The organism is Amycolatopsis lurida (assembly GCF_900105055.1).
Lineage (GTDB): Bacteria > Actinomycetota > Actinomycetes > Mycobacteriales > Pseudonocardiaceae > Amycolatopsis > Amycolatopsis lurida.
The window spans coordinates 1,611,596-1,630,677 of the sequence record NZ_FNTA01000004.1; the positions used below are offsets into that span (position 1 = coordinate 1,611,596).

The following is a 19,082-nucleotide window of genomic DNA, read 5'->3' on the forward strand; positions in this document are numbered from 1 at the left end:
ACGTTAGGAACGAGCGATGAAATTACGATGACACCGTTCGTCAGCGGGTCACAACAGCGGCGCCCTCGACAGTGCCTCCCGCACCTTGCCGAGCACCTCGTCCGCCGTCCCCTCCGCGGTGCATCCGGCGGCCTGGCGATGTCCGCCGCCGCCCAGCTCCCCGGCGGCCGCCGAGACGTCGACGCCGCCCGCCGAGCGGAGCGAGACCGTCCATCGCCGCCGCGGCCCGATCGGCTCGGCTTCCTTGAGCACCACGGCGACGCCGGCCTCGCGAGTGGACCGGACGACGTCGATGACCGCTTCGACCTCCTCGGCACGCACGGACCGCGCGGCGTCAAGGGTCACCACGGCGTGCGCCAGGCCGAAGCCGCGTGCCTCGTCCGGCTCGAGCCGGGCACCCGCGAGGACGTCCGACAGCATCGGCAACCACGCGAACGGGTGGTCGTCGACGATCTCGCGGACCACCTTGTCCGGGTCCACACCGGCTTCGAGCAGCTTCGCGGCCATCAGATGGGTCGACGGCCGTGCCCGGCGGAACCCGCTCGTGTCGGTGACGAGCCCGGCGTACAGACAGCGCGCGATCGGCTCGTCGAGCTCGGCGCCGAGCTCGGCCAGCAACGCGAAGACCAGGACGGCGGTGGCTTCGGCGGTGTCGTCGACGACGTGGTGCGTGCCGTAGAAGACGTTGGACGCGTGGTGGTCGATCACCAGGACGTCGCCGCCCGCCGCACGGACGGCGTCCACCCGCGGCGCGAGCTTCCCCAGCCTGCCCGGGGTGGGCGTATCGAGCGCGACCAGCAGCTGTTCACTCTCCGGCAGCTCGCTCGCCGGGACGAAGAGCCCGCCGACGTCCAGGCTCCGGAGGGTTTCGGGCATCTCCTCGGGCTCGCCGACCGAGACACGGACCTTGACACCGCCACGCAACTGGAGCGCCCGGCCCAGCGCCAGCGCGCTGCCGAGCGCGTCGGCGTCCGGGCGGACATGGCCGAGCAAGGTCACGTCGTTCGCGCGCGCCAGCAGGGCGGCGGCTTCCTTCAGGTTCGGCACAGGAGTCGCTGTCACAATCAGTCAAGCTACGCTCTACCGGATGTCCGAGTACGCGATCCTGGTCTACCCGTCCGCCAACCGGGTCTACACCGACTCCACTCCGGCCCTGCTGCGCGCGGAGCTGGCGGTGTTCGGTCTGTCCGCCTTGGAGACCGAGGTCTCCGAGATCGGCGAGACGGAACTCGGCGGCGTCGGCTACCTCACCTTCACCACGCCCGCCCCGCTGAGCGAACGCGATCTCGCGCTCCTGTCGAACCTTTCCGCGCTGTACGCGCTGTTCGAACTCGGCGACGGCGTCCTGAAGCCGGTGACGATCAGCCCGCTCGCGAACTTCGACTCGGATCTGCTCACCATCCAGAAGTACCCGGGCAAGACGAACGAGCTGTTCACCAAACTGCTCGTCAACGTCACCCTGATGTCGACGGCGAACCCGGCCGCGATGCTGGACACGCCGCTGCATCTGCTCGATCCGCTCTGCGGCCGCGGGACCACGCTGAACCAGGCGATGATGTACGGCTTCGACGCGACCGGCCTCGACGTCGACGGCAAGGACTTCGACTCCTACGAGCTGTTCGTCAAGACCTGGCTGAAGCAGAAGCGGATCAAGCACAGCGCCGAGTCCGGTCAGGTGCGCCGCAACAAGGTCCGCCTCGGCAGGCGGCTCGACATCGGTTTCGGGATCACCAAGGAGCGGTACAAGGCGGGTGACGTCCGCAAGCTGAGCTACCTCAACTGCGACACGCTCACCACCGACGAACTGCTGCGGCCGAACTCGGTGGACCTCATCGTCACCGATGCCCCGTACGGCGTGCAGCACGGCAGCCACCGCACGCAGGACGCGTCGCTCGCGCGCAGCCCGCGCGACCTGCTCGCGGCCGCGGTCCCGGTGTGGACGCGGGTGCTGCGGCCCGGCGGCGCACTCGGCATCTCCTGGAACACCAACGTCGCGCCCCGCGAGGAACTCGCCGCGATCCTGGACAAGGCCGGGCTCGAAGTCCGTGAGGACGGCCCGTTCGCGGAGTTCGCGCACCGGGTGGACCAGGCGATCGTGCGGGACCTGATCGTCGCGGCGAAACCCGCCCACTGAGGGCCCCGATGCGGCCGCAATTTCACGTCGGGGTCGTGAGTGGTAAAGAGCGTTAGAACGACCATTGCCACTCACGACCCCCGCACAAAGCGCCCAAATCGCGCATGCTGCCAGGCTTGGCGTCCTCACATCGCGAAGCTCGCACCACGCCCCACGCGTTTCGTCCTCTGAACGCGGTGGTCGGCATCGCGCACCACCGCATCCGGAGGACGAAACGCGGGGTCAGGCGACGCGTTCCCCCACGAACTTCAGCACGTCCGGCATGATCCCGCGCCAGTAGTCCTCGTTGTGGGCACCGGGGGTCATCTTCGCGACGGCGGGCTTCACTGCCTTGATGAGCTTGCGGTCGGCGCCGGCGAAGGGATCCGAGTTCCCGCACCATACTCCGGTCGACGCGGCGGAAAGGTCGCCGGTGTGCAGCAGCGGCTCATGCGATTCCCATTGCGCGCGATCCGCGAAGACCTTGCGGGACTTGGCATCGGGCCAGCTCACGAACAACGCCGCGCTGGCGACGGCGACGGCCTTGAGGTTCTTGTGGTCGCGGGCGTAGCGCAGGGCGCCGAACCCGCCCATCGAGATCCCGAACATCGCCGACGGCGGCCGCAGCTGGCGCTGGGCGAGCCAGCCGGGCAGCTCGTCGGACAGCATCCGCTGCGGGTCGTCGCCCTTGCCGACGTCCACCCAGTAGTTGTCGCCGTCGACGGCGGCCACCGCGAACCCGGGCCGTCCGGCCGCGACGGCCTGGTTCAGGGCGTCCTGCACGCCGAGGTTCAGGAAAGTCCGCGCGTCGGCGCCGCGCCCGTGCAGGGCGACGCAGACCGGCATCCCGACCCGTGACACCCCGTCCGGCGCGATGATGACGAGGTTGACGTCGCGGTTCCGCGCCGCGGACCGCATCTTCTGCACCGTGACCGCTTCGGTGAGCGGCGTCGGGGTACTCGGCGGGGCCACCGGCGGCGGCCCCACCAGGGGCGGCGGCTCGGCACCGCAAGCGGAAACCAGCGCCGAGCCGCCGAGAGCCGCGGCTCCCAGCAGCAGGCCACGCCGGCTCACGGCGTGGCCCACTCCCTCAGCTACGGGTCTCCTCATCGGCGAACTCATCGTCTTCGGCCTCTTCCCGCGGCGGCTTGTACGGGTCGGCTTCACCGGCGTGCTGCGCCCCGGTCGCCCGCCTGGCGACCTCCGCGTCGGCTTCCCTTGCCTTCGCGAGGAGGTCTTCGATGCGCTTGGCGTCCTCAGGAATGCTGTCGGCCACGAAGGCCAGCGTCGGCGTGTAGCGAACGCCCGTGCCCTGTCCGACCTTCGTGCGCAGGACACCGCGGGCGGATTCGAGCGCCGCCGCGGCACCGGCGTGGTCGGGCGTGGACTCCAGGTTCTCGCCGAGCACCGTGTAGTAGACCGTGGCGTCGTGCAGATCCGCCGTGATCTTCGTATCGGTGATCGTCACGTGGTCGAGCCGCGGATCCTTGATGTCGTGCTCGATCGCGTGCGCGACGATCTGTGAGATCCGCTTGGCGAGCTTACGAGCCCGAGCGGGGTCGGCCATGGGATTCGTCTCCTCGAAAGGTCTTCTGCTAGTCATCCGGGCCGAGCAGCCGGCGGTGGGCGGAGAGCAGGTCGAACTCCGGCCTTCCGGCCACGAGGCGCTCACACGAGTCGAGCACGTCACGAACCTGCTCGCCACTCGCCGCGACCACGGCCACACCGATCAGCGCGCGCCGGTGCAAATCTTGATGGCCCGCTTCGGCGACGGAGACGTCGAAACGCCTGCGCACCTCGGCCAGCACCGGCTTGATCACGGATCGCTTCTGCTTGAGCGAATGGACGTCGCCCAGCAGGATGTCGAGCTCAAGGGCTCCTACGAACATGTGGGGTTCTGGGTTGGTTCGAAGGTGAAGCGGCGCTCCCCCGCCCAGATGCGGAGGAGCGCCGCTTTGTCACTTACGCACGCGGCTTTTCGCGCTGCTCGTAGGTCTCGATGATGTCGCCGACCTTGAGGTCGCTGTACGACCCCAGAGTCAGACCACACTCGAATCCGTCGCGGACCTCGACCACGTCGTCCTTGAACCGCCGCAGCGAGCTGATCGGCAGGTTCTCGGCGATGACGGTCGCGTCGCGGAGCAGGCGGGCCCGCGCGTTGCGGCGGATCTCACCCGAGATGACGAGACAACCGGCGATGGTGCCGATCTTCGACGACTTGAAGACGTCGCGGATCTCCGCCTTGCCGAGCTCGACCTCTTCGTACTCCGGCTTGAGCATGCCCTTCAGAGCCTGCTCGATCTCCTCGATCGCCTGGTAGATGACCGTGTAGTACCGGACGTCGACGCCTTCGCGGGTGGCCCGCTCGGTCGCCTTGCCCTGCGCACGGACGTTGAAGCCCAGGACGATCGCGTCGGACGCGGTCGCCAGGTCGATGTCGGACTCGGTGACGCCACCGACACCGCGGTGCACGACGTTGAGTTCGACGTCGTCGCCGACCTCGAGCTGCACCAGCGAGGCTTCGAGCGCCTCGACGGTACCGGAGTTGTCACCCTTGATGATCAGGTTGAGGCTGTTCGTCTCCTTCAAGGCGGAGTCGAGGTCCTCGAGGCTGACCCGCTTGCGGCGCGACGCGTTGAGGGCGTTGCGCGTCCGGGCGGAGCGGCGCTCGGCGATCTGCCGGGCGACGCGGTCCTCGTCGACCACCAGGAAGGTGTCGCCCGCACCCGGCACCGAGGTGAACCCGATGACCTGGACGGGACGCGACGGGTACGCCTCCGTGACGTCGACGTTGTGCTCGTCGACCATGCGGCGGACGCGGCCGTAGGCGTCACCCGCCACGACCGAGTCACCGACACGCAGCGTGCCTCGCTGGACCAGCACCGTGGCCACCGGACCGCGGCCGCGGTCGAGGTGGGCCTCGATCGCGACACCCTGGGCCTCCATGTCCGGGTTGGCCCGGAGGTCCAGCGCGGCGTCGGCGGTCAGCAGGATCGCCTCGAGCAGGCCGTCGATGTTGATGTTCTGCCGCGCGGAGATCTCGACGAACATAGTGTCGCCGCCGTACTCCTCGGCGACCAGGCCGTACTCGGTCAGCTGCTGCCGGATCTTGTCCGGGTTCGCGCCTTCCTTGTCGATCTTGTTGATCGCGACCACGATCGGCGCCTTGGCGGCCTGCGCGTGGTTGATCGCCTCGACCGTCTGCGGCATCACACCGTCGTCGGCCGCCACCACGATCACCGCGATGTCGGTCGAGTTGGCACCACGGGCACGCATGGCGGTGAACGCCTCGTGACCCGGGGTGTCGATGAAGGTGATCAGACGCGGGTTGCCTTCGAGCTCGGTCTCGATCTGGTAGGCGCCGATGTGCTGGGTGATGCCACCGGCTTCACCTTCGCGCACCTTCGTCTTGCGGATCGTGTCGAGCAGGCGGGTCTTACCGTGGTCGACGTGACCCATGATGGTCACGACCGGCGGACGGACCTGCAGATCCTCTTCCTCACCCGCGTCTTCGCCGTAGGTGATGTCGAAGGTCTCGAGCAGCTCCCGGTCCTCTTCCTCGGGACTGACGACCTGAACGTTGTAGTTCATTTCGCCGCCGAGCAGTTCCAGGATGTCGTCGGACACCGACTGCGTCGCGGTGACCATCTCACCGAGGTGGAAGAGCACCTGCACCAGCGAAGCCGGGTTGGCGTCGATCTTCTCGGCGAAGTCGGTCAGCGAGGCACCACGCGGCAGGCGGATCGTCTCGCCCTGCCCCTTGGGCAGACGGACACCACCGACGCTGGGCGCCTGCATGTTGTCCATGTACTCCTGGCGCTTCTGCCGCTTCGACTTGCGGCCCTTGCGCGAGGGGCCACCGGGACGCCCGAAGGCACCCGCGGTACCGCCACGGCCACCGGGGCCACCACGGCCGCCGCCGCCACGGAAACCGCCGCCACCGGCCGGGGCACCGCCGCCGCCACCGGGGCCACCGCCACCGGGACGGAAACCGCCGCCACCGCCACCGCCGGGACGGAAACCGCCACCGCCGCCACCGCCACCGGGACCGCCGCGGAAACCTCCGCCGCCGCCACCGGGACCACCACGAGCGCCGCCGCCGGGGCCACCACGGGCTCCGCCACCGGGACCGCCACGGCCGCCACCGGGACCACCGGCCGGACGGGCCGGACGGCCCGGCATCATGCCGGGGTTCGGGCGCGGGGGCATGTTGCCCGGGCTCGGCCGGTTACCACCGGGCGCGCCGCCACCGGGACGCGGGGCCGGACGGTCGCCGCCCTGCCCGCCACCGGGACGCGGCGGACGGTTGTCGCCGCCCTGCTGGTTGCCGCCACCGGGGCGCGGGCCGGACGGGCGCGGGGCCGGGGAACCGGAACCCACGCCGAACGGGTTGTTGCCGACACGCGGGGTGCGCGGGCCGGGCTTCGGACCGCCGGGCTTGGGGCCCTGCGGCTTCGGCGGCACGACCGAACCCTGCGACGGCGTCTGGGACGCCGGCGGGGTCGCGGGTGCCGGAGGGACGTCCTTGGCCGGTTCGGCCTGCTTCGGCTCGGCCGGAGCGGCCTTCGCCGCCGGGGCGACCTCTTCCTTGGGCGCCGGCGGCCGGGGGCCGGGGCGCGGACCCGGGCGGACACCCGGGGTGGAAGGACGGGACGACTGCTGGGCCGGTGCCGGTGCCGACGGAGCGGACGCCGCGGGGGCGGCCGGGGCCTCGGACTTCGCCGCGGGCGCGGGCTGAGCGGGCTTCGCGGCCGGAGCCGGGGTAGCGGGCTTCGCGGGCGGCGCGGGTGAAGGACGCGGGCCGGGGGTCGGAACCGGCTTCTTCTTGCCGTCCTTGGACGGATACGCGTCACGGAGACGACGGGCGACCGGCGCCTCGACGGTGGACGACGCGGACTTCACGAACTCGCCCTGTTCCTTCAACTTGGCGAGAACTTCCTTGCTGGTGATGCCGAGCTCTTTCGCGAGCTCATGTACTCGGGCCTTGCCTGGCACAGCTCTCCTCATCTGGGGAGGCCGGCGGCAGACCCGCAGACCTCGTCCTATTGTCGCGCGTTCATTGATTCAGCTTCACGGCTGACTCATGACGGGTCGACCTGCTTCCTGATTCCATCCGGCACCGGGGATGTCCCGGCGCCCTTTAGCCTTCGGCGTGCCGCTCCAGGCGTTCGTGGACACCCTGGGCGTCGAGCGACCCCGGAACACGTAGTGCTCGGGGGAACGCCCTGCGCCGCTCGGCCTTGGCCAGACAGTCCGGCACGGGGTGCAACCAAGCACCCCGGCCCGGCAACCGCCGACGTTCGTCGACGATCAGCCGACCGTCCGCCGCGACCACTCGCAGCAACTCGCCGATCAAGGCCCGCTTACGGCAACCCACACAGGTGCGAACCGGAGTTTCCCGGTCATGCTGGAGGTCGGTTCCCGGCCGCGGGCTCTGAACCACTCGTAAGTCTAGCGCTTCGACCTTCACTCAGCCGAACCGGTTGCCGCGGCGGGCCGCGCCTGCCCGGCGTGTGCTTCGTCACCCTGCTCAGGGGCGGCGTCACTGCGGATGTCGATCCGCCAGCCGGTGAGCCGGGCGGCGAGGCGGGCGTTCTGCCCTTCCTTGCCGATCGCGAGCGAAAGCTGGTAGTCCGGGACGACGACCCGAGCGGTCTTGGCCCGCTCGTCGACGACCTGTACGGAAACAACCTTCGCGGGCGACAGCGCATTCCCCACGAACTTCGCCGGGTCTTCCGAGAAGTCGATGATGTCGATCTTCTCGCCCGCCAGTTCGCTCATCACGTTGCGCACGCGCGCGCCGACCGGGCCGATGCAGGCGCCCTTGGCGTTGACGCCGGGCACCGTCGAGCGGACCGCGATCTTGGTCCGGTGTCCCGGCTCCCGCGCGACGGCGGCGATCTCGACCGTGCCGTCGGCGATTTCGGGGACCTCGAGGGCGAACAGCTTGTGCACCAGCTTCGGGTGCGAGCGGGACAGCGTGATCTGCGGGCCCCGGTTGCCACGCGAGACGGTCACGACGTAGGCCTTGATCCGGTCGCCGTGCTCGTAGGTCTCGCCGGGCACCTGCTCGATCGCGGGCAGCACGCCTTCGATGTCGCCGACCTGGATGACGACCATGCCGCGGGCGTTGGCCCTGGCGTCGCGCTGCACCACGCCGGCGACGATCTCGTTCTCCTTGGCGGAGAACTCGCCGAACGTCTTTTCGTGCTCGGCGTCGCGCAGCCGCTGCAGGATGACCTGTCGCGCGGTGGTCGCCGCGATCCGGCCGAAGCCCTCGGGGGTGTCGTCCCACTCCTCGTCGGTCTGGCCGTCCGGGGTGAGGGTGTGCGCGAGGACACGGACCAGCCCGCTCTTGCGATCGATGTCGATCCTGGCGTGCGGCTGGTGGCCCTCGGTGTGCTTGTACGCGGTGAGGAGCGCGGTTTCGATCGCTTCGATCACCGTCTCGAAGGGGATGTCCTTGTCCCGTTCGATCGCGCGCAGCGCGGCGATGTCGACGTTCACTTCGGCTCCTCCTTCGGCTCCGTGGTGGCGGCGTTCAGGGCCGACGCATCGTTTTCCAACAGTTTCAGGTCCTCGGCAGGTGGTTGCTTGAACTCGATCTCGATGACCGCCTTGGTCACCGAGGCGTAGGGGACGTCCCGGATTTCGCCGTCCACGAGCACTCGCGCGGATTTCTCCCCCGCGTGCCCCACGCGGCCGATGAACGCCGCGCCTTCGGCCGGTGTGACCTTGACGAGGCGGAACTTCGCGCGCCGCCAGTGCCGTCGCAAGGTCAGCGGCCGGTCGAGACCCGGCGAGGTGACTTCGAGCGTGTACGCGCTGGCGATCACGTGCTCGTTCTCGTCGAGCGCGGCGGAGACGGCGCGGCTGACGCTCGCCACCTCGTCCAGCCCGACGCCGTCGTCCCCGTCGACGACGACCTTGACCAGCTGGCGGCGGCCTGCCTGCTGGACCTCGAAGGAATCGAGGTCGAAACCCGCGGCCGTGACGGCTTCGGCCACGATGGGCTCCAGCCTGCTGGCGAGGTCGTTGGGCACGGTGGAGCGCTCCTGTTCGGCTGTGGGCGACCCGGCGGCGTGGATCCGGGTTCGGTAGTGGACCAGCTTATCCGGTCACCCCCGTGTGACGCGCGAGCGGCGGCCCCGCGCGGGGTACTGGCAGGATGGGGCGGCGTGACCGGAAGATCGACAGAGCCGAGCCGTCGCACTTTCCTGCGGATGGGAGCGCTGGCCGCGCTGGCCGTGCCGCTGGCGTCCGCCTGCTCCCCCGGCTTCGACGAAAGCCCCGACCCGCTGGGCCCGTTGCTGCGCGCGGCGGAGGCCGACGCGGCCGGCGCGAAGACGCTGGGCGCCGAGGGCGAAGCGGTCGCCACCGCGCGGGCCGCGCACGCGGCGGCGCTCAAGACCGAGGTGGACCGGCTCAACCGGCCGAAGCCGGAGCAGCCGGGTCCGGCGGCGATACCGCCGCCCTCGTCGCTGGACGGGCTCAAGGAGCGGCTCGCCACGGCCCGCAAGCAGGCCGAGGGCCTCGTGCCTTCGCTGCCCCGCTACCGCGCCGGGATGGTCGCCTCGATCGCCGCGGGCTGCGCGGCGCTGCAGCAGAGTTCGGAGAAGCTCGGCCGCGGCGACGACGCCGGCGCGTTCGAAGTACCCGCCGGAGTCCAGCTCGGCGGGGAGACGGCGGAGGCCGTCCAGCAGGCGCTGGCCGCCGAACACGCGGCGATCTGGGTGTACGGGCTGGTCAGCGCGTACCTGCCGGCCGCCTTCTCCGGCGCGGTGGCCCGGGGCACGGCCGAGCACGTCAAACGACGGGACGTCTGCGAGCGGATGCTTTCCGCGGCGGGTCAGGCGCCCACCGGCCCGGAGGCCGCGTACGTGCCGCCGAGGCCGGTGACCGAGGCGAACTCGGCGATGGAGCTGGTGGCGACGGCCGAGGCGGACGCGACTTCGGCCTGGCTCGGCGTGATCGACCGGACGGACGACGCGGCTTTGCGGACGACGGCGCTGAACGCGCTGATCGGGTCGGCGCGGCGGGGTACGGCCTGGCGGGCGGAGTTCGGCGCGAAGCCGGTGGCGATCGCGATGCCGGGCCAGTCGGCGTAGGACGCTTGCCCGCATGTGATGCGACGAAAGGGCCCTTCACCGCGTGAGATGCGGTGAAGGGCCCTTTCGGCTCACGGTGTCAGCGGCGCAGGTCACCCGAAAGCCGCAGAGCGTCGGTCGCGATCCGCTCGATCAGCGGCTTGTCGGTCTGCTTGTTGTAGAAACCGGCCAGCACGATGGCCACCTCCGGCCCGGTGACGTGGGAGTCGTAGGCCGCGTCCTGCCCGGAGATCTTCGGCGCGCCTTGGTCCTTGAAGGTCCCGTCACGCACCAAGTCGGACACGTTGCCCGTGCCGTCCTTGTCGGTGAGCGCCTTGAGCTGGGTCGCGGTGACCTCGCCGGGCATGGTGACCAGGACGACCGACACCAGCGCCTTCTTCCCCCCGGTCTCGGTCGTGTACAGCGCCCGCGAAAGGCGTGTGCACGGCGTGTCGGTGAAGAACTTCTTGGTGTCGCCGTAGGCCTTGCTCGCGCAGTCGGAGGTGACCTGCGGCCCCTCGACCAGCGTGTACTGGAACTGGCCGCTCTTCGACGGCGGGTCCGCGACCGGGGTGGGCTCCGGCTCGTGCCGGATCAGCCACCAGAGCAGGGCGGACACCACCGCGATGGCGACCAGCCCGGCGCCCTTCAGCGCCAGGCCCTTGGTGTCCCTCGGCGGATTCGGCGCGGGCGGCGGCCCGCCCGGCCCTGCCGGCCGCACCGGCTGAAGCCGGGCCGTTTCCGTCGGTCCCGGGGTAAATTGCGCACCAACCACGGGAACATACGGTAGTTCACGCCGCTCCGGCGGTTCACCCGAACGTGCTTATCACCCGTTCGACGTCGTCAGCCGTGTTGTAGAGATGGAAGCCGAACCGCTGCCGCCCGGCCCGGGTACCGGCCACGATGCCCGCTTCCCGCACCCGGCGGGCGTCGGCGTCGAGCGAGACGATCGCGCTCCCCTGACCGGGTGAGCCGAGCGCTTCGAGGAGCGAGTCGGCGAGCCCCACGCAGTGCGCGCGGACGGCGGCGAGGTCGAGAGACGCGAGGTAGTCCAGCGAGGCCGCGGCGCCGACGAACGCGAGCCAGGCCGGGGACAGGTCGAGCGAGCGTGTGCCCTCGGCGAGCCTGAGCGGGAGGCCGTAGACGGTCTGCCAGCGGTCCTCTCCCGCGTACCAGTTCGCGGCGACCGGCACCGCCCGCTCCAGCACCCGCGGATGCGCGGCCAGCCACGCCGCCCCGCGCGGCGCGAGCAGCCATTTGTATCCGGCGGCGACCACCCAGTCGGCCCAGCCGAGGTCCAGCGGCTGCCAGCCGGCGGCCTGGGTGGCGTCGAGCAGGACCGCGGCACCCGCCGCCTCGGCCGCGGCCCGGAGCGCGCCGAGGTCGACCTGGGCACCGTCGGCCGACTGGACGACGCTGACCGCGACGAGGTCGTGCCCCTCGACACGTGCGGTCAGCTCGGCCAACGGGACTTCGGTGACCTTCACCCCTCGGCGGGCCTGGGCCGCGAACGGGAAGGTGACGCTCGTGAAGTCGTTCGCGGCGGCCAGCACGCTGGCACCGTCGGGGAGGCCGGCGGCCACGTTCGCGATCAGCTGCGAGACGGACGCCCCGATCGCGATCCGCTCCGCCGGGACCCCGATCATCGCGCCGAAACCCGCCCTGGTCCGCGCGACGGGCTCGTCGAAGTCCACCGGGCGGGCTTCGCCGCGGCGCCACCGCTCGACCGCCTCCGCGACGGCGTCGGCCACGTGCGACGGCGGGACGCCGATGCTGGGCGTGTTCAGATAGCCGGGCGGGACGGCGAATTCGGCTCCGAAGGTCTGCATGCTCCCGAGATTAATGAGATCCCGGGAGCAGGGCGGCGACGTCGGCGTACGACGGCGGGGTCAGCGGGAGCTCGCCGCCGTCGCGAACGGCCTCCACCGTGCGCAGCGTGGCGGCCAGTGCCATCCGGTACGGCAGCGAACCGAGGCTGACCCGCGCGACGCCGAGCCCGGCCAGTCCGTCGACGGTGACCTTGCCGGGCAGGAACAGCAGGTTCACCGGCACCCCGACGGCCTCCACCAGCCGCTCGACGTCGGCGGGCGCGGCGAGCCCCGGCACGAACACTCCGTCGGCACCTGCGTCCACATAGGACAGACAGCGATCGATCGCGGTGTCGATGTCGGGCTCCCCCAGCCAATGTGTGTCCGTCCGCGCGTTGACGAAGAGCCCGGGAGCGCGCTCCTTCGCCGCCGCGATCTTGGCCGCGTGCCCCACGGGGTCGCCGAGGGCGTCTTCGAGGTTGATGCCCGCGACACCGGCTTTGGCGAGTTCCGCCGCCAGCGCGCCGACCTCGCCCGGGTCTTCGCTGAACCCGTCCGCGAGGTCGACGCTGATCAGCGTGTCCAGTTCGGTGAGCCGCCGCGCCAGCCGGACGGTGGCGTCCTTCGAGGACGGCGCGCCGTCCGGCTCGCCCTCGGCGGCCGAGACCCCGAGGCTGGTCGTGCCGAGCGCCGGGAAGCCTTGCGCGGCAAGGAAGGCGGCGGCGCCGAAGTCCCAGACGTTCGGCAGGAGCAGCGGAGAACCGGGAACGTGCAGTGCGGCGAATGCGGTCATGTCACGACGGTAGCCGCCGGATGCTTCGGTGACGGCCGAAGCGTCACCGCGGGTGCGCATGTTTCCGCAACACCTGACCGGCCGCCCACCCCCGCCGACGTTGCGAAAGCCACTTCCGCAACGTTGAAGGTTGCAAAAGTGGCTTTCGCAACGTGACGGTCACCGGACGCGTGCCCGAACTCGGCGGACGAAGAGCCCCTTCGCCGCATCAGACGCAGCGAAGGGAGCTTTCGCAACGTCAGTCGCCCAACCCGAAGCGTCAGGCCCGTTCCAGGAAGGGCGTCAGCAGCTCCGGCACGGACTCCTCCGCGAAAAGCAGGCCCTGCTCCTCCCCCGCGTCGTACACCGAGTACGCCCCGGCACCGGCGGCCGTGGTCGCCACGACGGTCAGCAATCCCTTGCGCCGCTGGAAGATCGACTGTTTCACCGTCCACCCGATCACGCCTTCGCGTTCCAGCGCGAACGTGCTCCGCCGCACGGTCCCGTGCCGTCCGACGAGGTACCGCCCGGTGATCCCGTGTCCCAGGTTGCGGTAGGCGTCCAGCGCCAGCAGCACCGAAACCGGCAGCAGTACGACGCCGAGCGCGGCGCCGATCACCAGCAGGACGTCGGTCAGCAGGAGACCGAGAAGCGCGAAGATCGCCAGCAGGACCACCACCGAACCGACCCACCAGCGCAGCAGCCGTCCCCGCGCGGCGCGGGGGTGGCCGGTGAGCCGGACGGCTTCGGTCGGCGAGACCGGTTCGCGCAGGACCGCCGCGGCGACCCGGTTGGCCGTCGCGACGGGCGCGGCGGGCAGGAGGGTGTGGTAGTCGGTCTTGTCCTTGTCGTCGCTCTGCCGCATGCCGGTGGCGATCGCGTCGACCCGTGCCGCGCCGGAGATCCGGTTCCCGAGCGGTTCGACGAGGTCGACGCCGCGCATCCGGCTTTCCTCGATCGAGATCGAGCGCGTGGTGAACAGTCCGCGGCGCACCCGCAGCGTGCCGCCGGATTCGCGGTCGAGCCGGTAGTTCCACCACATCTCGATCCACAGGCCCAGCGCGCCGACCACGCCGACGACCATCGCGATCGCCAGCAGGATCAGGATCGCCACCACCAGCGGGATGCCGCGGAACAGGCCGATCACCCAGTCGACCAGGCCTTTCTGCAGGCCCGCCCATTCGGAGATCTGCATGAGGCCACCGCCGGCCGCGAGGCCCAATGTCGGCGTCAGGAACGACATCGGCGCGTAGCGGATCCAGCTCCGGTCGAGTTCGGCGAGCGGCGCGTCGTCGTCGGTCTCCGCGATTTCCGCGCGGCGCAGCAGGTCCGCGCGCAGCCGTTCGGCCTCGGCGCGCGAGACGGGGTTGAGCTTGATCCGGCCCTGCCCGCCCGACTCGTGCGAACCGGTGCCGATGGTCACCACCGCGACGCCGAACAGCCGGTGCAGCGGGTTCGCCGTCAGGTCGACGTTGCGGATCCGGTCTCGCTGCAGGGATTTCCGCGATCGGAAGACCAGGGTGAACGCCGTCTCCAGCCGGTCGGGCGTGACCCGGTACCGCACGCCCTTCCAGTAGAAGAGGTCGGCCAGCACGCCGCCGGCGACGAGCACCACCCCGCCCGCGACGACCCAGGCGAGCGCGACCCAGAACCGCGCTCCGCCGCCCACGATCGCGGCCGTGGTCGGGATCGCGGCACCGACGGCCGCGCCGGTCATCATCACCGCGGTGACGGCGAGAGTCCGTTTGTCGAGTGTGTTCCAGCCTTCGAACTCGCCCGAGGTCATGTCGCGTCCCCCGGCGTCGCCTGCGTCGTTTCGGTGAGCTGCTCCGCCAGGCTCGCGGCCAGCTCGTGGTCGAGCCCGCGGATCTTGACCGCGCCCCGCGCCGACGCGGTGGTGACCGTGACGGTCGCGAGCTTGAACACCTGCTGCAGCGGACCGCGCAGGGTGTCCACGGTCTGGATCCGCGACATCGGCGCGACGCGCCACTCCTGCCAGAAGAACCCGGAGCGGGCGTACACCGCCGTCTCCGTGACCTCCCAGCGATGCACCTTGAACCACCACAGCGGCATCGCGATCACCCAGACCAGGCCCAGCACCGCGATCACCGCCGCCGGTGCCAGCAGCCAGAACCGCGCGGGCGCGATGAGCAGCCCGAGCACCACCAGTACCAGCACCGGAGCGCCCCAGAAAAGCGTTCCCTGCAGCCGCCACCAGCCCACGACCCGCTGGTCCAGCGCGTTCCGCGGCGGCCTCAGCCGCACCTTCCCCCGTTCGGCTTCCACCGAAATCACCCCCGACGAATGTTTACAATGCGATCGCATCGCAATAGCGTCGGACAGTAGTGGCAATGCGATCGCATGGCAAACAGCGGAACGGATGGTGAGGGTGCCGAAGCAGGTGGATCACGCGGCGCGACGCGCGGAGATCGCCGAGGCGCTGACGAGGCTGACGGCCACGCGGGGCCTCGAAGGAGTCAGCCTCCGGCACGTCGCCGCCGAAGCGGGCATGTCGATGGGCTTGGTGCAGCACTACTTCAAGACCAAGGACGAGATGCTGCTGTTCGCCGTCGAACGCCGCTCGCAGGTCTACGAAGAGCGCATCAAGGCCCAGCTGAAGGCCGGCGAACTGCCGTCGACACCGAAGGCCATCATCCGCGCGATCATGATCGAGATCCTGCCGCTCGACAAACGCCGCCGCGGCGACTGGCTGATGGGGGTTGCGTTCTTCATCCGCGCGATCTCCGACCCGTCGTTCGCGGCCGCGTTCACCGACGGTGTCCCCCAGCTGTTCGAGCTGTTCGCCCTCCTGATCCGCCAGGGACAGGAGGCGGGCGATGTCGACAAGTCGGCCGACCCGATGCACGAATCCGCGATCCTCTGGGCACTCGCCGATTCGCAGGGCACCAACATCGTGATGAAACACCGCACGCCGGACGAGGCGCTTTCCACTGTGGACTACCAACTCGACCGGCTGTTCGGTCAGGCGGTGAGCTGACCGTCGTGGTTCTTGCGCGCGTCGAGCACTTCGCCCATGTGGACGCGAGCCCACTTGTCGAGCATCTCGAGCGGTTCGGCGAGGTTGCGGCCGAGCGCGGTCAGCTCGTACTCGACGCGCGGAGGGATCTCCGGGTACGCGGTGCGCGTCAGGATGCCGTCGCGGACGAGGCTGCGCAGCGTCTGGGTGAGGACCTTCTGCGAGATGCCGCGCACGCGTTTGCCGATCTCGGTGAACCGGAGCGGGCCGTCGCCGAGCACGCCGACGATCAGCACGGTCCACTGATCGCCGATGCGGTCGAGCAGCGCACGGGTGGGACAGTCGGGGTCGTACGGGTTTCCGAGCACGTGACCTCCTCACTCTCCCCGGGAGAGTAACACGCCTAGCGAGAGGGGGTGGGCTGCATCAGCGCCTCGAACAGCAGGATCAGATGACGGCGGCCGCGTTCCCAGCGCGCCTCCAGTTCGGTCTGGTCGCGAGTCGCCCAGCTGGCGATGAGGATGCCGCGGACGACGTCCATCGCGGTGTACACCGCGTGCAGGAACTCCGGATGCGCCGAATGGTCCGGCAGGAGCGCCTTGCCGAACTCGACCAGGCTGCTCGTCGCGATCGGCTCGACGACCGCCATCTGGGCGCGCAGTTCCGCGTCGGTCCGCGACGCCACCCACAGTTCCACCGTCGCCGAGAAGACCGGCCCCTGGTGCATCTCCCACAGCAGCTGCAAAGCGTCCCCGACCGGGTCCGCCGATGCCTTGAGCCGGTCGATCTCAGCCATCGCGACCTCGGCGCGCTTGGCCGCGAGATGCCGGATCGCGGAGGTGACGAGATCGGTCTTGGTCGGGAAATGGTGCACCTGCGCGCCGCGGGTCACCCCGGCGCGATCCGCGACGCGGGTGGTCGTGGTGCCCGCGTAGCCGTATTCGACGAGACAGTCGATCGTGGCGTCGAGCAGCCTGACGCGCATCGCGGCGCTGCGTTCCTCCTGGGTGCGTCGTGGGGCTGCCATGCGCCTACTTTATGGTGCGCCGCGCGACGCGCGCGCCACGAGGCTCTCGACCATGCGGCCGAGGAAGTGGCCGAGGAACCGGCGATGGAACCAGCCGGTGCCCGGCACCTTGGCGGTGAACGTGGAATGCCAATGGATCCCGGTGCCGTCCCGCTCGGGAGTGAGGTCGACGTAGGCGCGGTAGTCGCGCAGCGGGAGCCCCTTCTTCAGGGCGTAGCCGAAGCGCTTGCCGGGTTCGAGCGCGATGACCTCTTCGCAGCTGTGGACGCCGTTGGTGCTGAAGACGCCGACGGCGCCGAGGCCGTTCTCGTCGCCCTTCTCGAGGAGGCGGAACGAGCCCATGGGTGACCAGTCGGGCCAACGCTCGCGGTCCACAAGGAGCGCGTAGACGGCTTCGGGGCTCGCGCTCGTGTGGCCGTGGACGGAAATGCGCTGGATCTTCGCCATACGTGCTCCTTCCCTCTCGCAAGTAGGTGACTAATTGCGGGCAGCGACCGGGACTGAGAGCGAAGTAGCACCCAGGTCGAAGGTCACCCGGGAGCCGAGAGCGGGCAGCGCCGGGTCGAACATGTCCCCGTCGGTCCCGCCCAGGACGAGCGCCAGCCGGTGCCCCGCCGGGACGACGTGGTCCAGGCTGCTCAGCCGGAACGTCATCGTGTACGCCTTGCCTGGCACGAGCGGTTCGCCGCGCCACAGCGAGCGGTGGTGGCCGAGGTCCGCCCAGCCGGTCGCCACGATCCGTTTGTCCACAGTGGTCGGATCGGCGACGGTGTCGAGGAAGCAGCCGGTGTCCGCGGCGGTGCCCGCGCCCCAGCAGGAGCGGGTCGTCAGGTTCTTGATGCCCAGCGCGGGGAACTTCGTGTTCCGCGCGGTCGCGGGGCCGTAGTCGACCAGCACCGCGCCGATCCGCGCGGCGGATTTGCCGGAGCGCGCGGTCACCGTGACGGTGGCGGTCCCGGCGACACGGGTGTCCGTCCGCATCGGTTCACCCGTGAAGACGAGCCGTTCGGGGCTGGGTTGAGACGGGTTCTCCACCCACTGCGACGCCCCGCGTGCCGGATCGTCGGTCATCGAGGCCGTGCCTGACGAAGGGCGATTCCCCAGCCCGCCCGACACCGCTGGCCACAACACGCGTGTCTGGGTGGCGGGCGGCCAACGGCGCTCGTCGGTCCAGCGATCGGGGGTGTGCTCGATCCGGATCGCGGGCTCGGTCTCGACGCCGTTGCGGACGCCGAGCAGCCAGCGGTCGAACCAGCGGTGCAGGGTCTTCACGAACAGCGATCGGTCGAGGTCGAACGGGTCGACGTGCGCCGCCTGGTGCAACCACGCCTTGCGCGGCACGCCGTATGCGTTCAACGCCTCCCACCAAGGGCCGAACTGGATCGGGTTGACGTTGAGATCGTGGAAACCCATCGACGCGAAAACGCTCGCACGCACCTTGCCGGTCTTCGCGACGTAGTCGAGCCCGCGCCAGTAGTCGTTGAAGTTCCCGTCCGTGCCCGCGCGCCGCGCGTTGTCCTCTTCGAACGGGCGGCACAGTTTCCCGGCGCGCTCGTTGTAGAAACCGGGACCGCCCGCCCAGCCGAAGTAGGCGCCGTGCGAGTTGTGGACCTCGTAGTACGAGCTGACCCCGGCGATCGGCACGATGGTCTTCAGGCCTTCGATCCCGGACGCGGCCATCCCGATCGCCGTCGCCCCGTCCTGCGACTTCCCGATCGCCCCGACCGATCCGTTCGCCCACTCCGCGCGCACGCGCTCGGGCCCGAACGGCGTCCGGAAGGCCCGTGCGCGCCCGTTGAGCCAGTTCACGACGCCGTTGCCGGACGCGACGTCGTCGAAGCACCCGGACGAGCGATTGGTGCCCCCGACGTCGACCAGCACGACCGCGTACCCGCGCGGGACGAAGTAGTTGTCGTAGAAGAGCGGGAATTGCGACGGCGTGCCGTCGGGGAGATACGTCTTCGGCTGGCGCTCGTTACCGCGCCCGACCTTCTCGAAGTACGGGCTGACGTCCATGATCACCGGAACGCCCTGCCCGCGCGCGGCGGGTTCCGCCGGGCGGATGATGTCGGCGGCGACCCGGTCGGCCTGCCCGTCGCGGTCGAGGTCCTGGCCGGTCTCCACCCAGGCGGTCTCCCGGATGGCCTTCTCGTAGGAGAACACCGGCTCGCTGACGCCTTCGCGCAGGACGAACGCGGGTGACGCGACGGCGGGTGCGGCGGTCAGCAGCAGTGTCGCCACCACGGTGGCGGTCAAGGTCTTGAGCCCCATCGTCCGAGTATCGCTTACAAAACCCGA

20 protein-coding genes are annotated in these 19,082 nt (G+C 70.3%); 3 read left to right on the plus strand and 17 right to left on the minus strand.

Features of this window, described 5'->3' with window-relative positions; genetic code table 11:
* Positions 1 to 48 precede the first annotated feature (48 nt).
* Positions 49 to 1,047 (minus strand): DHH family phosphoesterase, encoded by a 999-nt coding sequence (locus BLW75_RS12715; protein WP_091597414.1) that lies wholly within the window; start codon positions 1,045 to 1,047, stop codon positions 49 to 51.
* A gap of 40 nt (positions 1,048 to 1,087) precedes the next feature.
* Here BLW75_RS12715 and BLW75_RS12720 point away from each other — a divergent pair, with 40 nt between their 5' ends.
* The gene (locus BLW75_RS12720; RefSeq protein ID WP_034312215.1) at positions 1,088 to 2,134 is read left to right on the plus strand and encodes a TRM11 family SAM-dependent methyltransferase; all 1,047 of its coding nucleotides are present in this window, start codon (positions 1,088 to 1,090) and stop codon (positions 2,132 to 2,134) included.
* Between the two features lie 222 nt (positions 2,135 to 2,356).
* On the opposite strand, the gene BLW75_RS12725 is transcribed toward BLW75_RS12720, so the two are convergent.
* The 7 genes from BLW75_RS12725 to rimP form a co-directional block, all read right to left on the minus strand.
* Positions 2,357 to 3,223, minus strand: coding sequence for an alpha/beta hydrolase (locus BLW75_RS12725; protein ID WP_091597417.1), 867 nt, complete (start codon positions 3,221 to 3,223; stop codon positions 2,357 to 2,359).
* Positions 3,204 to 3,680, minus strand: a complete 477-nt coding sequence (gene rbfA / locus BLW75_RS12730) for a 30S ribosome-binding factor RbfA (RefSeq protein WP_034312218.1) — start codon at positions 3,678 to 3,680, stop codon at positions 3,204 to 3,206. The genes BLW75_RS12725 and rbfA overlap by 20 nt, the downstream gene beginning before the upstream one ends.
* A 28-nt stretch (positions 3,681 to 3,708) precedes the next feature.
* Positions 3,709 to 4,002 (minus strand): DUF503 domain-containing protein, encoded by a 294-nt coding sequence (locus tag BLW75_RS12735; RefSeq protein WP_034312220.1) that lies wholly within the window; start codon positions 4,000 to 4,002, stop codon positions 3,709 to 3,711.
* Between the two features lie 73 nt (positions 4,003 to 4,075).
* Positions 4,076 to 7,108: a translation initiation factor IF-2 gene (gene infB / locus BLW75_RS12740; RefSeq protein ID WP_034312222.1), complete on the minus strand. Its 3,033-nt coding sequence runs from the start codon at positions 7,106 to 7,108 to the stop codon at positions 4,076 to 4,078.
* 145 nt (positions 7,109 to 7,253) lie between these two features.
* Positions 7,254 to 7,490 (minus strand): YlxR family protein, encoded by a 237-nt coding sequence (locus BLW75_RS12745; protein ID WP_240598104.1) that lies wholly within the window; start codon positions 7,488 to 7,490, stop codon positions 7,254 to 7,256.
* An 89-nt stretch (positions 7,491 to 7,579) separates the two neighbouring features.
* Complete coding sequence (gene nusA, locus BLW75_RS12750; RefSeq protein ID WP_034312226.1) at positions 7,580 to 8,620, minus strand: transcription termination factor NusA; 1,041 nt, start codon at positions 8,618 to 8,620, stop codon at positions 7,580 to 7,582.
* Entirely contained in the window at positions 8,617 to 9,156 is a 540-nt protein-coding gene (gene rimP, locus BLW75_RS12755) for a ribosome maturation factor RimP (RefSeq protein ID WP_034312228.1), read from the minus strand. The genes nusA and rimP overlap by 4 nt, the downstream gene beginning before the upstream one ends.
* Before the next feature lie 135 nt (positions 9,157 to 9,291).
* On the opposite strand from rimP, the gene BLW75_RS12760 reads away from it, so the two are divergent.
* Complete coding sequence (locus BLW75_RS12760; RefSeq protein WP_034312231.1) at positions 9,292 to 10,221, plus strand: ferritin-like domain-containing protein; 930 nt, start codon at positions 9,292 to 9,294, stop codon at positions 10,219 to 10,221.
* Positions 10,222 to 10,300: 79 nt separating this feature from the next.
* On the opposite strand, the gene BLW75_RS12765 is transcribed toward BLW75_RS12760, so the two are convergent.
* From BLW75_RS12765 to BLW75_RS12785, 5 genes are all read right to left on the minus strand, one after another.
* Complete coding sequence (locus tag BLW75_RS12765) at positions 10,301 to 10,921, minus strand: hypothetical protein (RefSeq protein WP_034312232.1); 621 nt, start codon at positions 10,919 to 10,921, stop codon at positions 10,301 to 10,303.
* Between the two features lie 88 nt (positions 10,922 to 11,009).
* Entirely contained in the window at positions 11,010 to 12,029 is a 1,020-nt protein-coding gene (locus BLW75_RS12770) for an aminotransferase class V-fold PLP-dependent enzyme (protein ID WP_034312234.1), read from the minus strand.
* Positions 12,030 to 12,039: 10 nt separating this feature from the next.
* Complete coding sequence (locus BLW75_RS12775; protein WP_034312304.1) at positions 12,040 to 12,801, minus strand: isocitrate lyase/PEP mutase family protein; 762 nt, start codon at positions 12,799 to 12,801, stop codon at positions 12,040 to 12,042.
* Positions 12,802 to 13,060: 259 nt separating this feature from the next.
* Positions 13,061 to 14,566: a PH domain-containing protein gene (locus tag BLW75_RS12780; RefSeq protein ID WP_034312237.1), complete on the minus strand. Its 1,506-nt coding sequence runs from the start codon at positions 14,564 to 14,566 to the stop codon at positions 13,061 to 13,063.
* Positions 14,563 to 15,105 (minus strand): PH domain-containing protein, encoded by a 543-nt coding sequence (locus BLW75_RS12785; RefSeq protein ID WP_091597424.1) that lies wholly within the window; start codon positions 15,103 to 15,105, stop codon positions 14,563 to 14,565. Before BLW75_RS12785 ends, BLW75_RS12780 begins: the two co-directional genes overlap by 4 nt.
* A 55-nt stretch (positions 15,106 to 15,160) precedes the next feature.
* Between BLW75_RS12785 and BLW75_RS12790 the strand changes: the two genes are divergently transcribed.
* Positions 15,161 to 15,778: a TetR/AcrR family transcriptional regulator gene (locus BLW75_RS12790; RefSeq protein WP_034312242.1), complete on the plus strand. Its 618-nt coding sequence runs from the start codon at positions 15,161 to 15,163 to the stop codon at positions 15,776 to 15,778.
* On the opposite strand, the gene BLW75_RS12795 is transcribed toward BLW75_RS12790, so the two are convergent.
* From BLW75_RS12795 to BLW75_RS12810, 4 genes are read right to left on the minus strand one after another with little or no spacing between them, the layout of a single operon-like run.
* Entirely contained in the window at positions 15,763 to 16,125 is a 363-nt protein-coding gene (locus tag BLW75_RS12795) for a winged helix-turn-helix transcriptional regulator (protein ID WP_034312245.1), read from the minus strand. The genes BLW75_RS12790 and BLW75_RS12795 overlap by 16 nt on opposite strands.
* A gap of 35 nt (positions 16,126 to 16,160) precedes the next feature.
* Complete coding sequence (locus BLW75_RS12800; RefSeq protein ID WP_034312246.1) at positions 16,161 to 16,742, minus strand: TetR/AcrR family transcriptional regulator; 582 nt, start codon at positions 16,740 to 16,742, stop codon at positions 16,161 to 16,163.
* Between the two features lie 51 nt (positions 16,743 to 16,793).
* Complete coding sequence (locus tag BLW75_RS12805; RefSeq protein WP_034312248.1) at positions 16,794 to 17,231, minus strand: SRPBCC family protein; 438 nt, start codon at positions 17,229 to 17,231, stop codon at positions 16,794 to 16,796.
* Positions 17,232 to 17,261: 30 nt separating this feature from the next.
* Positions 17,262 to 19,055 (minus strand): CocE/NonD family hydrolase, encoded by a 1,794-nt coding sequence (locus BLW75_RS12810; protein ID WP_091597427.1) that lies wholly within the window; start codon positions 19,053 to 19,055, stop codon positions 17,262 to 17,264.
* Positions 19,056 to 19,082 lie beyond the last annotated feature (27 nt).

Bases quoted from the DNA above. Each gene is read 5' to 3' on its own strand.
- BLW75_RS12775 (WP_034312304.1), bottom strand. From the start codon at position 12,801: ATGACCGCATTCGCCGCACTGCACGTTCCCGGTTCTCCGCTGCTCCTG.
- BLW75_RS12785 (WP_091597424.1), bottom strand. From the start codon at position 15,105: ATGCGATCGCATTGTAAACATTCGTCGGGGGTGATTTCGGTGGAAGCC.
- BLW75_RS12780 (WP_034312237.1), bottom strand. From the start codon at position 14,566: ATGACCTCGGGCGAGTTCGAAGGCTGGAACACACTCGACAAACGGACT.
- BLW75_RS12790 (WP_034312242.1), top strand. From the start codon at position 15,161: ATGGTGAGGGTGCCGAAGCAGGTGGATCACGCGGCGCGACGCGCGGAG.
- BLW75_RS12810 (WP_091597427.1), bottom strand. From the start codon at position 19,055: ATGGGGCTCAAGACCTTGACCGCCACCGTGGTGGCGACACTGCTGCTG.
- BLW75_RS12725 (WP_091597417.1), bottom strand. From the start codon at position 3,223: ATGAGGAGACCCGTAGCTGAGGGAGTGGGCCACGCCGTGAGCCGGCGT.
- BLW75_RS12720 (WP_034312215.1), top strand. From the start codon at position 1,088: ATGTCCGAGTACGCGATCCTGGTCTACCCGTCCGCCAACCGGGTCTAC.
- rbfA (WP_034312218.1), bottom strand. From the start codon at position 3,680: ATGGCCGACCCCGCTCGGGCTCGTAAGCTCGCCAAGCGGATCTCACAG.
- BLW75_RS12770 (WP_034312234.1), bottom strand. From the start codon at position 12,029: ATGCAGACCTTCGGAGCCGAATTCGCCGTCCCGCCCGGCTATCTGAAC.
- BLW75_RS12805 (WP_034312248.1), bottom strand. From the start codon at position 17,231: ATGGCGAAGATCCAGCGCATTTCCGTCCACGGCCACACGAGCGCGAGC.
- BLW75_RS12800 (WP_034312246.1), bottom strand. From the start codon at position 16,742: ATGCGCGTCAGGCTGCTCGACGCCACGATCGACTGTCTCGTCGAATAC.
- BLW75_RS12735 (WP_034312220.1), bottom strand. From the start codon at position 4,002: ATGTTCGTAGGAGCCCTTGAGCTCGACATCCTGCTGGGCGACGTCCAT.